Origin of the sequence: Paenibacillus sp. BK720 (assembly GCF_011761545.1) — a bacterium.
Lineage (GTDB): Bacteria > Bacillota > Bacilli > Paenibacillales > Paenibacillaceae > Pristimantibacillus.
Map to the genome: position 1 here is coordinate 829,667 of NZ_JAASRQ010000002.1, position 14,537 is coordinate 844,203.

General features: G+C 51.7%; 11 protein-coding genes. 9 read left to right on the forward strand and 2 right to left on the reverse strand.

What is annotated here, in order from left to right; genetic code table 11:
• Positions 1 to 26: 26 nt before the first annotated feature.
• Both FHT67_RS10445 and FHT67_RS10450 read left to right on the forward strand, forming a co-directional pair.
• The gene (locus tag FHT67_RS10445) at positions 27 to 830 is read left to right on the forward strand and encodes an excinuclease ABC subunit UvrA (protein ID WP_167197921.1); all 804 of its coding nucleotides are present in this window, start codon (positions 27 to 29) and stop codon (positions 828 to 830) included.
• Positions 827 to 1,510 carry an HAD family hydrolase gene (locus tag FHT67_RS10450; protein WP_167197924.1) on the forward strand — a complete coding sequence of 228 codons (684 nt, stop codon included), beginning with the start codon at positions 827 to 829 and terminating at the stop codon, positions 1,508 to 1,510. The genes FHT67_RS10445 and FHT67_RS10450 overlap by 4 nt, the downstream gene beginning before the upstream one ends.
• Positions 1,511 to 1,554: 44 nt before the next feature.
• Here FHT67_RS10450 and lacZ read toward each other — a convergent pair whose 3' ends face one another.
• Complete coding sequence (lacZ, locus tag FHT67_RS10455; protein ID WP_167197927.1) at positions 1,555 to 4,668, reverse strand: beta-galactosidase, LacZ type; 3,114 nt, start codon at positions 4,666 to 4,668, stop codon at positions 1,555 to 1,557.
• Between the two features lie 117 nt (positions 4,669 to 4,785).
• On the opposite strand from lacZ, the gene FHT67_RS10460 reads away from it, so the two are divergent.
• Together FHT67_RS10460 and FHT67_RS10465 are read left to right on the forward strand one after the other, a co-directional pair.
• Complete coding sequence (locus FHT67_RS10460) at positions 4,786 to 5,610, forward strand: AraC family transcriptional regulator (protein WP_132305847.1); 825 nt, start codon at positions 4,786 to 4,788, stop codon at positions 5,608 to 5,610.
• Between the two features lie 87 nt (positions 5,611 to 5,697).
• Positions 5,698 to 6,615, forward strand: a complete 918-nt coding sequence (locus FHT67_RS10465) for a nucleoside hydrolase (RefSeq protein ID WP_167197929.1) — start codon at positions 5,698 to 5,700, stop codon at positions 6,613 to 6,615.
• Positions 6,616 to 6,875: 260 nt separating this feature from the next.
• Here the strand turns inward: FHT67_RS10465 and FHT67_RS10470 are convergent, their stop codons facing one another.
• Entirely contained in the window at positions 6,876 to 7,739 is an 864-nt protein-coding gene (locus tag FHT67_RS10470) for a helix-turn-helix domain-containing protein (protein ID WP_167197932.1), read from the reverse strand.
• A 138-nt stretch (positions 7,740 to 7,877) separates the two neighbouring features.
• Here FHT67_RS10470 and FHT67_RS10475 point away from each other — a divergent pair, with 138 nt between their 5' ends.
• The 5 genes from FHT67_RS10475 to FHT67_RS10495 all read left to right on the forward strand — a co-directional run bounded on the left by FHT67_RS10475 (position 7,878) and on the right by FHT67_RS10495 (position 14,368).
• Complete coding sequence (locus FHT67_RS10475) at positions 7,878 to 8,813, forward strand: aldo/keto reductase (protein ID WP_167197934.1); 936 nt, start codon at positions 7,878 to 7,880, stop codon at positions 8,811 to 8,813.
• A gap of 14 nt (positions 8,814 to 8,827) precedes the next feature.
• A complete protein-coding gene (locus tag FHT67_RS10480) occupies positions 8,828 to 9,844 on the forward strand; it encodes a zinc-binding alcohol dehydrogenase family protein (RefSeq protein WP_167197937.1) in 1,017 nt (338 codons plus the stop codon).
• A gap of 17 nt (positions 9,845 to 9,861) precedes the next feature.
• Positions 9,862 to 10,695 (forward strand): amidohydrolase family protein, encoded by an 834-nt coding sequence (locus tag FHT67_RS10485; RefSeq protein ID WP_167197940.1) that lies wholly within the window; start codon positions 9,862 to 9,864, stop codon positions 10,693 to 10,695.
• 41 nt (positions 10,696 to 10,736) lie between these two features.
• Positions 10,737 to 13,109 carry a glycoside hydrolase family 95 protein gene (locus FHT67_RS10490; protein ID WP_167197943.1) on the forward strand — a complete coding sequence of 791 codons (2,373 nt, stop codon included), beginning with the start codon at positions 10,737 to 10,739 and terminating at the stop codon, positions 13,107 to 13,109.
• 86 nt (positions 13,110 to 13,195) lie between these two features.
• Positions 13,196 to 14,368 (forward strand): serine hydrolase domain-containing protein, encoded by a 1,173-nt coding sequence (locus FHT67_RS10495; RefSeq protein ID WP_132305833.1) that lies wholly within the window; start codon positions 13,196 to 13,198, stop codon positions 14,366 to 14,368.
• Positions 14,369 to 14,537 lie beyond the last annotated feature (169 nt).

Genomic DNA, 14,537 nt, shown 5'->3' on the forward strand with positions numbered 1-14,537 from the left:
CAGTATAAGGAAAGGGGGCGCTGAGCATGCAGCAAGCCTCGATCGTAACGGACAGGTTTAATTCCCGCAGCTCTCTTGTTGCCATAATCGTAAGCGTACAGGAAAGATTAAAGCAACTATATGCTTGGAGCGGGAATCAAAGGGATGACGGCAAGAGATGGGAAGCGGACCATTTCTCTGAACGCTTGATAAATGGAGGATGCTCTTCATGCAGCGGTAATCCCGCAAGGATAGATATCGATCCCCGCCGCATGATTGCCCCAGAGTTATCGCTTAAGCGCGGAGCCGTATTATTATGGGCTGGCGCAAACTGTGGACCGGTCGAAATGATTAAGCAATTGGCCAAGGTGCTGGACATCCGCTACGATCGTCCGTTGGCAGGGCAAGATCCAGCTTTTATCGAGATTTTATTGTACGGCTATAGGAAAGAACTCTTAACTTATAAGCATAAATCAAAAATAAAAAGCGGTTTCTACCGGGGTTGCGTAAACGATGTTAAGTTTTTGAGAGACTCCGGCACAACAAGCAAAGGCAATCTAAGAGCTATCGATTATTTTTCGGGTCCGGTTCATTGCCCGGATTGCAGCCAAAGGAATCATTACGACACGGAATGCTTGTCTGTTACGGTAAATGGAATGACGATTAAAGAGGTTTCGAGATTGTCCATTCCCGACATGCTGTTGTTTGTCAGCAATCTTGAACCTGCTATCAAGACAGGCGATTCGCCTCCTGTAGTTAAGGAGCTGGAAAAGCGTCTGTTGTATCTAAATAAAATAGGCTTAAACTATTTGTCTCCCGCTTACCATGCCGGCCTGGAGGGATCCCGTTGAAAATTCAAGCCGTATTTTTTGATTTGTTCGAGACCTTGATTACCGAGTTTGAGAACGGCGTACGGAAAGCGCCGCGTTCGAATCATTTTGTGGGACAGCTGGGGGTAGATACCAAGCTGTTCGAGCAGGAGTGGAAAAAGAGGCAGGAGCGGAGGATGAACGGAACTTATCCGGATTTTCCATCGGTATTAAGAGATATTCTGAGCACGCTAGGATATGAAGCTGCTGAGGAAATCATCGATAACATCCATAATGAACGGGTCGCCTCTAAGGCTATTCCGTTCAACCGGATAGAGCCAGCTATTCTGGAGATGCTGGGTCAGCTCCGCTCCGCGGGAGTCAAGGTATGTCTTATCAGTAATTGCACCCGGGAGGAAGTAGCGTCTTGGGAGAGCAGCGAATTAGCCCCTCATTTTGATGAAGCTATATTCTCTTATGCGGTACATAGCGCTAAACCAGAGCCTCTTATCTACCAGCTTGCTTGCCAGCGTATTGGGGTATCGCCGTCTGACTCCGTATTTGTAGGAGATGGGGGTTCCAGCGAACTGGACGGCGCATCGGACTACGGCCTGCAGGCTTATCACGCCACCTGGTTCCTCCCGGAGGACAGAGCCGGCAAAATAACGGAATATCCGAAGCTTACGCATCCGGCCGAATTAATCGAGCTGATTGCCCGTTAAACAACAAGACCATCCTGCCAGGATGGTCTTGTTGTTTGCTATATTCAGATCAAAGAAAGGGTGAACGATAAGCTGTAAGGCCGGTTGGCGAAAAGTTTGTATTCCGGATGAATAGGGGCACCCCAGCTGTCATCGCCGCCAACGCCCATTTGTCTATCGTTTACGCGTACGACGGTTTTCGACGAGAAGGGCAGTTTGTACGGGTGGTCGCTTGCTTCAAGCTCTTCCGGCTTCCACGGAAGGGCGTTGATTTCCATAACGGCGGAGCTGTCAAAGCGAACACCTTTTCCATCGGCGCCGTTTGTAAGCTCGGCATAACGGACATCGGTCTTATTGCCGCATTCCTGCGGTCTGAGGTAAGGGACAAATTGGTCTTTAACCAAACCGCTGTACGTTCCTATTTTTGCGCCTGTTTTACGATCCCAGTAGTTCTCATGAGGTCCCAAGCCATACCACGACAGGGTATCCAGACTGCCGTCAAGAACGAGCAGCATGCCGAACTCCGGAATTTCGGGAAGCTTGTCGCCGCCTGGCTGCAGCTGTTCGTGAATGTGAATCGATCCGTTTGCATGAACCGTATAGCTGATCGTTAGCAGAGAGACCGGACTTGTTGCCAACTGATGCACCGTAGTGACATGGCAGCGGTCCTGCGCCGCGGTCCAAGTAAATTGAATAAGCTGTTTGGTGCTTCCCGCTTCTTTCCATACCGAGCACCGCTCCGGCATTTTGTTGCCGAAGTCATTATCGGTAGCTGCACGCCAGAAGTTGGGACGAATCGGCTCAAGCAAATTCTCTTTGTCTCCCGAACGATAGGATACGATATCCCCTGTATGACGGTTAAAGGTAACCGACAACACGTTGTTGCTAATTTGCAGCGCGTCTGATTGTTCGTTTAATTGCAGGGGAGCATGTACGGCATCGGTAACGTAACTGTAAACCTCCGCCACGCGCGGCGACAGTACAAACTGCTCCCAAGCGACTTCATGACCGGCTTCAGCCCAGTTCGATTCCTCCGGAATGACGAAGGAAACGGTCAGAACCGCTTCTTGCTCGCAGAACGAAGGGCTGTAAGGCACCGTTACATCCGTCGTCTCGCCCGGTGCCAAGGACAACTTCAGAACATCCTTTTGAACGGATTTGCCTTCATGCTGCACTTCCCATTTCAGATCGTATACGCCAAGATCCGTGAACAAGTTATTATTCTTGACGCGAATCGTCCGAGCCGCGAGATTGATATCCGAAATGGAAACGTTCTGGTAGCATTTCTTCACTTCATACAGCTTTGGCGTAACGGAGCGGTCGGCAAACAGCAGGCCGTTGCCGCTGAAATTGCCGTCATGCGGCGATTCGCCGAAATCGCCTCCATAAGCCAGGTATTCCACGCCGTCTTCCGTTTTGGTCCGGATCGCCTGATCCACCCAATCCCAGATAAACCCGCCTTGCAAAATCTCGTATTTATCGAACAGCTCCGTGTATTTATGAAGCCCGCCGCAAGAGTTGCCCATCGCATGGGAGTATTCGCATAGTATATAAGGCTTTTTCGGATGATTGAGGGCATATCGCTCCACTTCGTGCGGACGGATATACATCGTCGATTCAATATCCGACGCGGCTTCGGAAGGACGGTAATGGAATACGCCCTCGTAATGCACGAGCCGGGTAGGATCGGCTTCCTTTAAATAATCATGCATAGCGATAAAATTATCGCCGCCAAAGGATTCGTTGCCAAGCGACCAGATGACAACCGACGGATGATTCTTGTCCCTCTGGAACATCGAATTGCAGCGATCCAGTACATTGGCTCTCCATTCCGCATGGCTGCCCGGAACCGTATGCGCGGGAAGATCCTGCTGGCCGTAGGTCCAGGAGCCGTGCGTTTCCAGGTTTGTTTCATCGATGACGTATAAGCCGTATTCATCGCAAAGCTCATACCATACCGATTGATTCGGATAATGGGAGGTACGAACCGCATTGATGTTATGGGTCTTCATAAGTTTGATATCCCGGATCATATCTTCTTTGGACAATGCCCGGCCGGTATCGCAGGAAAATTCGTGGCGGTTCGCGCCTTTGAAAATAATACGTTTGCCGTTGATCCGCATCAAACCGTCCTTAAGCTCGAATGTGCGGAAACCAACTTTGCTGCTATGCGCTTCGATTAATCCGGCCGCATTCTTGACCGATAATACGAGCGTATATAAATGAGGAGCCTCGGAGCTCCATTTGAGCGGGTTCTCCACATGACCGGACAATGAAAGCCGATGCTCTCCCTCGCCCGAGAAAGAATGCGTCCCAGCAACCGGTTCCGTCCATATGGCCCGTTGATTGGCATCGTACAATTGGGCTTCGACGCGGATGCCTTCCGCTGCTTCGTTAAAGTAGTTTTCGAGCGTAAGGGCAACCGCTAATTCGGCATTTCGGTATTCTTCATCCAGATTAGTACGCGCAAAGAAATCCGAGATATTGACCTTTGGTTTCGTGTACAAATACACATCGCGGAAAATTCCGCTGAGGCGCCAGAAATCCTGGTCCTCCAGCCAACTCGCATCGCACCAGCGATACACCTCTACGGCCAGCTTATTCTCGCCGTTCGTCAAATAAGGGGTAATGTCAAATTCCGACGGAGTAAACGTGTCCTCGCTATATCCGACCAGCTCGCCGTTTACCCAGACGTAGAAGGCAGATTCAACGCCTTGGAAGCTCAAGTATACCGGTTGGCCGTTCCAGGATTCCGGAATCTGAAAGCTGCGGATATATGAGCCAACCGGATTATATTTGGTCGGGGCAAAAGGCGGTCGCAATTCCGGCTCCGATTCGATCCACGGATAACGGATGTTTGTATATTGCGGATAGTCGAAGCCATGGAACTGCCAATGGGAGGGAACGGGCATGTCGGACCAGCCGCCGGCATCGTAATCCGATTCATAGAAACGTTGAATGCGCTCGGCGGGAGTTTCGGCAAAGGCGAATTTCCAAACCCCGTTTAACGACAAATAACGCTCCGAAGCCGTTTTATCACCGATCAGCGCCTCTTCCACAGAGCGGTAAGACATCATGGATGCGTGTGCAGGCAAGCGGTTGACTTGAAAAATTTCGGGGTTATTGTTCCATTCCGGATAACCGTTTGCAGGTGGCTGATAATTAAGTTTGGCTCGCAAAATTTTTCATCTCCTAAAATTCAATGATAGTATATTCATATTATAGTGAGGAATGTATACTTATAAAATATAAGGATATTGCATTGATCTCTAAAAATATGAAACGAGGTAATCCGGATGGAGGGTAATTATTTCTTTTGCTCGCAGGATGAAACCTCCGGCCTTCCGCTCTTTGCAACGACGGTTGGCTACTGGGAGCATCAAATGGAAACCGAACGCCCGGAAGGCTTCCCCGATTATCAGATGCATCAAGTTTTGGAGGGGGTTGGAGAGGTTGTCGTGAACGGCAAGGTCTATAAAGTAGAGGCCGGCGACGTGTTTTTCCTCTATCCCGACACCCCTCATTCCTATAGGCCTCTGAATCAGAAATGGAAGGTATCTTGGGTATCGTTCAACGGGCGCGAAGCGGACCAAATGCTGTTGTTCGCCGGAATCAGCGAATCGGGGACCGGAAGATTAAAGACGAATCAGCTGATTAAGCCGCTGGAACAGATGTTGACCTTGGCGATGGATAATGACCAGGAGGCTAGCCTTGAACGTTCGAAGCTTTTATACGGCCTGCTCATCGATCTCAAGTATCAATTGCTGTCTCCGTCCTATTCGGATCAGGAATTTGACCGGGTAAAGCCAGTCCTGCATTATATAGAAAACAATCTGCAAAGACCGTTGACGCTTACCGAGCTGGCGGCTGTGGCTGCCGTTACCCCGCAATACCTATGCAGAATTTTTCAGCAGACGATGAATATAAGACCGATGGAATACATTAACCAGCAGCGCATTAAACGAAGCAAGCAGCTCATGTTCCAGCACCCGGCGATGCGGATGTACGAGATAGCGGGCAGGGTTGGCTTTGAGAGCTCGAGCTATTTCGGAGCCGTATTCCGCAAGCTGAACGGGATGAACCCCGAAGCGTTCAAGAAGCTGCACGGATTGGTTCCTTGATCGCATTGACGATAGGAGAGCAGCGGCTTAAAGTTAATTCCGTAAGGGCTTACACTAAAAGGATTGTTGATAATGGAGGAATAGGGAATGTTGTATCCGAAGCTGTCCGAATCGTTTGTAGTTCAAAGATTAGCCCCGCCGACAGGTAAAATTCGTATGGTACTCGATACCGATACGTTTAACGAAATCGACGACCAATTCGCCGTAGCCTACTCCTTGCTTTCGAATGAGAGAATGGAAGTAGAGGCTCTGTACGCCGCGCCGTTCTTCAATGAGTTATCGAGCAGCCCCGGCGACGGCATGGACAAAAGCTATAGCGAGATAATGAAAATACGGAAGCTGCTGAAGCGCGAGGACGTTCCGGCCTTTCGCGGCTCGGAGCAATATTTGCCCGGGGCCGACCTGCCCGTTGAAAGCGATGCCGCCCGTGATCTGATCAAGAGAGCGATGCAGCATGAAGCCGACGATCCTCTGTATGTCGTGGCTATAGGTGCGATTACGAACGTGGCCAGCGCCATACTGACGAAGCCGGGGATTATCGAAAGAATTGTAGTGGTGTGGTTAGGCGGCCATACGTTGGAGTGGGGAGACACGAGGGAATTTAATTTGGCCCAGGACCTGCATGCGTCCAGAGTAATTATGGACAGTGGGGTACCTCTAATTCTTATCCCTTGCATGGGAGTAGCTTCGAACCTGCGGACCACGTTATCCGAAATCCGGGATTACGTGCAGCCGGAGGGGGAGCTTGGGCAGTACTTGTACGAGACTTACAGGGATTGCTCGGATGACCATTACGCCTACTCCCGTGTTATCTGGGATATCTCCACGATCGCATGGCTCAACAATCCGAACTGGGCGCCGTCGCAGCTGCTTCCTAGTCCCCGCATATCGGATGATTTCCGTTGGAGTACCGATCCGTCGAGGCATCTCATTCGTTACGTGCGTTATATCGACCGCGATGCGGTGTTTAAGGATTTGTTCCTGAAGATCAGACAATTCCGTTGATTTCCTATCAGCTCAGAGTAATAAAGCTCCCCCGAAGCTGCCGTTTGAGCGGATCTCCCGTTCCGTACCGCCATGGTCTCTTCGGGGTAACCCCGAAGCTCCTCGACTTCCTCCGCGGACAACATGCCATCGATTTGAACCAATCCGTTCTCCGGTAGCGTACTTGCTCATCGGTCAACAGTTTCGTGCTGTCTAGCATCATCGTTCACCCTTTCCAATCGCGTGATTTCATCCTTAGCATATAGGCTAGGCGCCGCTGTTTACCGGCAGCTGCGTCTGTATTCCACGGGTGTCATCCCGGTGATCAGCTTGAACTTCTTATAAAAATAGGATTCGCTTTCAAAACCGCACGCCAGACAAACGGAGGCGATGGTATCGTCCGTCAGCATCAGCTTCTCCTTGGCTAACATGATTTTTTTGATCAGAATATATTCGCTAACGTTCATGCCGGTATGCTGTTTGAACACTCTCGAGAAGTGGGCATACGTAACGGAGGCTCTCGAGGACAAGTCGGCAAGACTCATCTCCTGCAAACCGATATGGGCATCTATATAATCCAGAATGGTTCGGATCCAGGCGGGTTCGGAGCTGGAGCAGCGCGGATGCTCGCTCTCCGTCACGGCCATCCGGTTCAAGCCAATAAGAAAATCGTACAATCTAACGGCGATTGCCGCACGATAGCTCGGAAGCCGGTTACGCCATTCTTCATTCATCCCGTCAATCAAGCCGGAGAAGGCCAGGCGCCCGTCAGGGGAAGTCTCCAGCTTATAGCTTTTGCTTTTCCGGGCTTGCTCGAAGCAGCGCAGCAGCGAATGGGACTCACCGAATTCCATTGGCTGAATGAACCGGGGAGCAAAGAAGATGGCACTGGAGGTCACGGGCGCATATTCATCCGGGAACGCTCGGTGTACCGTGTTGCCGGGGATTAGAAACACGTCGCCGGGGTTCATTTCGTAGAAGCTGTGATTAATGAAGAAGGTCCCTTTGCCGGCGTACACAAATACAATCTCGTACCAGTCATGAAGATGATCGGGCAGCTCCCGTTGAGGAGATTTCGTATCCCGATAGACAAGGCTGAATGGAAATTGATCCGATTCCTCGAAGCGTTTGTGTATGGTTTGCATGGCTTCTTCTTCCCTCCTCCCGATAGTTACTTCGATGATAGCAAATTAGAGCATAAATTAACAGGATTAGAGCGTTATCATGCCTGATTATGCTGATGTAAAATGTGATTATATTCTTTTTTACGGGAGTGAGACTCTTTGAAATACAGAAAGCTTGGCAAGACCGGCCTGGAAGTATCGGCACTTAGCTTTGGCGCATCTTCCCTAGGCTCCGTATTCCGCGAAACGGATGACAACGAAAGCATCCGCACGGTTCATGCGGCATTAGACGCTGGCATAAACCTGATCGACGTATCGCCTTATTACGGGCTGAAAAAAGCGGAAACCGTACTGGGTGAAGCGCTGAAGAGCGTTTCCCGCGACCGGTACTATTTGTCTACAAAAGCGGGCAGGTATGGGGCGGACGCGTTCGACTTCAGAAGCGGGACTATTACAGCAAGCGTGGAAGAGAGCCTGCAGCGCTTGCATGCCGATTATCTGGATATTCTGTTCCTTCACGATATTGAATTCGTAGATCCGGCTATTATCTACGAGGAGGCAATTCCTGCCATTCAGCGGTTAAAAGCCGAGGGGGTAATCCGGCATACCGGCATTTGCGGACTGCCGCTCAGCTTGTTCGAGGAGTTCCTGCCCAACGCTGACATTGACGCTATCATCTCTTATTGCCATTACTCCTTGAACGACACATCGCTGGAGACGATTCTCCCTTTAATCGAAGAAAAGAGAATCGGGCTCGTCAATGCATCGCCTTTGTCCATGGGCTTGCTCGGAACACGCGGCACGCCTGACTGGCATCCCGCCAGCAGGGAGGTAAAAGAGATTTGCAGACGGGCAGCGGAGCATTGCGCCGCGCAGGGCGAGGATATCGCCAAGCTTGCGGTTCAATTCTCTACCATGAACGAGCGCATCCCGACCACGCTGGTCAGCACGGCTAATCCTTCGAATATCGTAAAAAACGCGATGTGGGTGGATGAGCCGGTGAACACGGAGTTGCTAAAGGAAGTGCGATTCATTCTTGCGCCGATTATGAACGAGACATGGGCGAGCGGTATACCGTTTTACAATGAGCGATAAGGGAGGGGCAATCGATGAAGGGGATTGTATGCGAGCAAGTTGAGCAATTCAGATACGCGGATTTGGAGGAGCCGGTGTTTACTCCGGGTGAAGCGATTGTATCCGTTAAGAGGGTCGGCATTTGCGGAACGGACCTTCATGCTTATAAAGGAAATCAGCCGTTTTTCACCTATCCGCGTATTCTCGGCCACGAGCTGTCGGGTATTATCGAACAAATCGCGGATAACGAGGAAGGCTTCAAAGCCGGTGATCAGGTTAGTGTTATTCCTTATTTGCACTGCGGGACATGCGCGGCATGCCGGCAAGGAAAAACAAACTGCTGTTCATCGATTCAGGTGCTGGGCGTGCATGCGGATGGAGGCATGCGGGAAAAAATTTCGGTCCCGGTAACGCATCTGCTGAAAGCGGACGGCTTAAGCCTGGAGCAAGCCGCCGTTGTGGAGCCGTTCAGTATCGGAGCGCATGCCGTACGGAGGTCGGGAATGGCCGCAGGCGATACGGTGCTTGTGATCGGAGCCGGTCCAATCGGATTGGGCATCATGGCTCTCGCCAAGCATGCCGGGGCAAACGTGATTGCGATGGACGTGAATGACGAGCGTCTGGCATTCTGCAAGGAATGGGCGAAGGCGGATCATACCGTTAACGCGCTGGATGAACCGTTCTCTCGGCTCGAGGCTTTGACGAATGGCGATTTTCCAACGATCGTATTCGATGCGACGGGAAATACCCATTCGATGTCCGCGGCCGTCCGTTACGCTGCTCATGGCGGAACCCTTGTGTATGTGGGATTAGTGAAAGGCCATATTTCATTCGATGATTCCGAATTCCACAAGCGTGAACTGACGATAATGGGAAGCCGCAATGCAACGAAGGAAGATTGCCGGCATGTACTGGAGGTTATCCGCGGCGGTGGGATTGATGTTGACGGCTACGTGACGCATCTTGTGCCGTTTGACGAAATGGCGGATCATTTCGAATCTTGGCTGGATCCCGCTAACAAAGTGATCAAAGCGATGATAGAATGGCCTTAGAGACAAGGAGGCGGCTCATGAGAATAGATTCCCATCAGCATTTCTGGATATACAACGAGCAGGAATATGGTTGGATGTCCGGGCAGCATAAGGCGATTCAGACGGATTTTCTGCCGGAGCATTTGAAGCCCTTGCTTTTGCAAAACGGCTTTGACGGATCCATTGCCGTCCAAGCCAGGCAGACGCTTCAGGAAACGGAATGGCTGCTATCCTTGGCGGAGCGTTATTCGGAAATAAAGGGCGTAGTTGGCTGGGTAGACTTGCGTTCGACGGAAATCGGACGGCAGCTAGAGAAGTATGGCGGCCATCCTTTGCTTAAAGGGGTCCGCCATGTTGTGCATGACGAACCGGATGATCGCTTTCTCTTGAGGGAGGATTTCAGGAATGGCATAGCCTCTCTGGAAAAGTACGGCTTAACTTACGATTTGCTGCTGTTTCCCAAGCATCTTCCTTATGCTGCCGAGCTCGCAGGGCAATTCCCCAAGCAGCCCTTTGTGCTTGATCATATCGCGAAGCCGGATATCGCGAATAAAGGGCTTGAGCCTTGGGCACAGGATCTGGCGAGACTCGCAGCTTATCCGAATGTGTATTGCAAGCTGTCCGGCATGGTAACGGAGGCGGAATGGGGCAATTGGAAGGAAGAAGATTTCGCAATTTATCTGGATACCGTGTTTCAATGCTTTGGAGCCGAAAGGCTGATGATTGGCTCGGACTGGCCGGTCTGCACCTTAAGCGGTACGTATGAGCAGACGATAACTATAGTTAAGAATTACCTTAAAGATTTTTCGGAAGAAGATAGATCTCTTGTATTAGGCGGGAACTGTGCAAGATTTTACGGAATAAGCTCGTAGATTTTACCTTATATCTTCTATTAAGAAGGAGCATGACTGCTATGAAGCTGCAATACAACCGTCCATCGGTCAGATGGACCGACGCGCTGCCAACCGGCAACGGACGCCTTGGAGCGATGATGTTCGGCGGAACGGAAACGGAACGCATTCAATTAAATGAAGATACGCTCTGGTCGGGCGGTCCCCGCAGCGGAGATAATGACAACGCTGTCAAGGTGCTCCCCGAAGTAAGAAGGCTGATCGAAGAGGGACAATACGCAGAGGCCGACCGATTATGCAAACAGATGATGGGGCCATATACGCAATCGTATCTGCCGATGGCTGACCTGTATGTTAAATTCCTGCATGGGAACACCATGAAAAATTACCGGAGAGCGCTCCATCTGGGTGATGCAACCTCGACGGTTGAGTATCGGATTGGCAACGTAACTTATACTAGACGCTTATTCGTATCCCATCCGGATCAGGTCGTTGTGCTCCGTCTCGAAGCGAGCCAACCGGGCAAGCTTAATTTCCTTGCCCGTCTTGAGAGCCCGCTGCGCTATGAAACGGCCTTTAACGAGGATGGCCTGATTCTGCGCGGGGACGCGCCGGAACAGGTTGACCCGAGTTATTACGACACGGACATGCCCGTTAAGTATGGCGAGCCGGGCTGCTCCAACGCGATGCGCTTTGAAGGCCGATTGGCAGCCCGGCTGGAGGGAGGACAAGTATCTTACGGACATGACGGATTACGCGTTGCGGGCGCGACGGCTGTCACCCTTATGTTCAGCGCGGCAACAAGCTTTAACGGCTATGACCGTTTACCGGGAAGCGAAGGCAAAGATGAGTCGGCGGCAGCTTCCGCTTATCTGGAGCAGGCACAGAAGCTTTCCTATGAATCGCTGCTGCAAAGACATGTGGAGGATCATCAGGGGCTGTTTAATCGCGTGGAGCTTAGCCTTGGCGAATCGGCTGCGCCGCCAGATTATCCGACAGACGCGCGAATCCGGGATTACGGGGCAAGCGATCCGGGTCTTGTCGAGCTTCTCTATCATTACGGCCGCTATTTGATGATCGGAAGCTCCCGCAAAGGTACCCAACCCGCCAACCTGCAAGGGATTTGGAACGAAGAGACAAGAGCGCCATGGAGCAGCAATTATACGCTTAACATTAATGCGGAGATGAATTACTGGCCTGCGGAAACCTGCAACCTGGCCGATTGTCATACGCCGCTTCTGGATTTCATTGAGAACCTGTCCAAGAACGGCCGGAGAACCGCTGCCATGAACTACGGCGCTGCGGGCTGGACCGCGCATCATAACAGCGATATTTGGTGCCAGTCTTCGCCTGCTGGCGATTACGGTCACGGGGATCCGGGCTGGGCGTTCTGGCCGATGGGCGGCGTATGGCTCTGCCAGCATTTATGGGAGCATTACGCATTTGGATTAGACGAGTCGTTTCTGCGGGAGAAGGCTTACCCGGTCATGAAAGAGGCGGCGCTATTCTGCCTGGACTGGCTGCATGAAGACAAGGAAGGACGATTGATCACGTCGCCATCCACCTCCCCGGAGCATAAGTTCCGTACGGCTAAAGGCCTGGCTGCGGTCAGCGCTGCTTCCACCATGGATTTGTCGCTCATCTGGGATCTGTTCACGAATCTGATTGAAGCTTCAACCATACTTGGCATGGATGAACCATTTAGGGAGCGGCTTGTCGAAACGCGCAGCCGGCTGCACCCGCTGCAAATCGGCGAAAACGGAAGACTACAGGAATGGTCGAAGGATTTCGAAGACGAGGATCAATTCCACCGCCACGTTTCTCATTTGTTCGGCGTATATCCGGGACGGCAGCTGTCGTGGGAGGAGACTCCGGAGCTGATGGCAGCGGCTCAGCGTTCCCTCGAAATTCGAGGAGACGGCGGAACGGGCTGGAGTCTGGGCTGGAAGGTCGGATTATGGGCGCGTTTCGGCAACGGCAACCGAGCGCTCGGGCTGTTGTCGAATCTATTGACTCTAGTCGAGGAAGGCAGCACCAATTATCATCATGGCGGCGTATACGGCAATCTGTTTGACGCCCATCCGCCATTCCAGATTGACGGCAACTTCGCCGCGACTTCCGGGATTGCCGAGCTGCTTGTGCAATCCCATAAGGGCTACTTGGAGCTCCTGCCATCCCTCCCGGATGCCTGGCCGCAAGGGTACGTAAAGGGTTTGCGTGCGAGAGGCCATTTCGACGTATCGCTCCAGTGGGAAGACGGAACGGTTAAAGCCGCGGAAGTCGTATCCAACTCGGGCGGAATCTGCCGTGTTCGGTCTGCAGCCGCGCTTCAAATAGAATCGGGCGGCATAGCCATTACAGGAACGTTGGATGAGCAAGGATTATTGTCTTTCGAGACTGTTGCAGGCGGTCGATACAAATTGAGCAGGGCGTAACGAGGGATTGAAGAGGAGTTTGCCCTTCCTTTAGCGAATACATTTTTGGTCAGAGGAAGCGATTGGAAAAAAGGAGATTATTCATCATGTTGGATCAGACAGCAGTCAGCCAGATCAAGGCAACGCTTAGAAAAAGCATCGAAAACAACGAGGTAGCAGGCGCCAGCTTTATGGTCATTAAAGACGGCGAAGAAATCTTTTATCATGAGGACGGATTGGCCGACCGCGAAACGGGACGCCCGGTAGAACGGAATACGATCTTCCGTTTGTACTCGATGACGAAGCCGGTTACGGCAACGGCTGTCATGATTCTGCTGGAGCGCGGAGAGATCGATTTGTTCGATCCGGTCAGTCAATACCTGCCCGGCTTCAAAAATCAGCATGCCGAGGCGAATGGCGGGCTCGTGCCCGTGGAGCGGGAAATGAATATTCATGACCTGCTCGATATGACTTGCGGCCTTGTATACGGCGGCACCAACGCGGCCGGACAAGCAACGGAGGCTCTGTTCAGAGAGATTGGCGAGCGGCTGCTCGGGGAAGCTCCGTTGGGCACCGTAGAAGCGATGAACAAGCTTGGCGAAGGCCCGCTTGCCTTCCAGCCGGGAACTTCCTGGGCTTACGGCACATCGGCCGATGTGCTTGGCGCAATTGTCGAAGTGGTAAGCGGCATGCGCTTTGGCGAGTTTTTGCAGAAGGAAATTTTCGGCCCGCTTGGCATGAAGGATACGGGCTTCTGGCTGCCGGAAGAGAAGAGAGGGCGTCTTGTCAAGACGTACGCAAGCGAGCAAGGCGGAATGAGCCTCTTTACCGGCAATCATCTGGGCATTATTCATCAAATGGATCGTGAGCCGGCTTTCGAATCCGGTGGAGCGGGACTTGTCTCCACGATTGACGACGCGGCGAAATTTACGACCATGCTGCTAAACCAAGGAAGCTTGGACGGCATACGAATCTTGCGTCCAAGAACGGTTCAATATTTAACGTCGGGAACGTTAAATGACCGTCAGCAGCCTGCCTTTGACGCCTGGCATACAATGTCCGGCCACAGCTATGGGAATTTGATGCGCGTTGTCACGGACACGAAGATTACGGGAATTCTGGCAAGTCCGGGAGAGTATGGCTGGGATGGCTGGTTAGGCGCATACTTCGGCAATTTCCCGCAAGAGGGATTGACGATTCTGCTTATGATTCAGAAGAAGGATGCGGGCACAACGCCGCTGACTCGGAAGCTCCGTAATATTGTGATGAGCACGTTATAAGAAGGAAGACGCTGCTGCGCATTGGCGCGGCAGCGTTTTTTAGTGCCATTGCAGAATATCCGGATAAGTCCGATTCATGTAATCCACGTAGCTTACACCGGTGCAATACCGCGAGTCGGAAAGGGAAAAACAAAAAAATATTTCATGCAGTTAACTAAAGTTAATTGGT

What these genes read in the sequence shown, in the direction of transcription:
- FHT67_RS10445 (WP_167197921.1), top strand. Translation starts at nt 27, where the DNA reads ATGCAGCAAGCCTCGATCGTAACGGACAGGTTTAATTCCCGCAGCTCT.
- FHT67_RS10460 (WP_132305847.1), top strand. Translation starts at nt 4,786, where the DNA reads ATGGAGGGTAATTATTTCTTTTGCTCGCAGGATGAAACCTCCGGCCTT.
- FHT67_RS10465 (WP_167197929.1), top strand. Translation starts at nt 5,698, where the DNA reads ATGTTGTATCCGAAGCTGTCCGAATCGTTTGTAGTTCAAAGATTAGCC.
- FHT67_RS10470 (WP_167197932.1), bottom strand. Translation starts at nt 7,739, where the DNA reads ATGCAAACCATACACAAACGCTTCGAGGAATCGGATCAATTTCCATTC.
- FHT67_RS10480 (WP_167197937.1), top strand. Translation starts at nt 8,828, where the DNA reads ATGAAGGGGATTGTATGCGAGCAAGTTGAGCAATTCAGATACGCGGAT.
- FHT67_RS10485 (WP_167197940.1), top strand. Translation starts at nt 9,862, where the DNA reads ATGAGAATAGATTCCCATCAGCATTTCTGGATATACAACGAGCAGGAA.
- FHT67_RS10490 (WP_167197943.1), top strand. Translation starts at nt 10,737, where the DNA reads ATGAAGCTGCAATACAACCGTCCATCGGTCAGATGGACCGACGCGCTG.
- FHT67_RS10495 (WP_132305833.1), top strand. Translation starts at nt 13,196, where the DNA reads ATGTTGGATCAGACAGCAGTCAGCCAGATCAAGGCAACGCTTAGAAAA.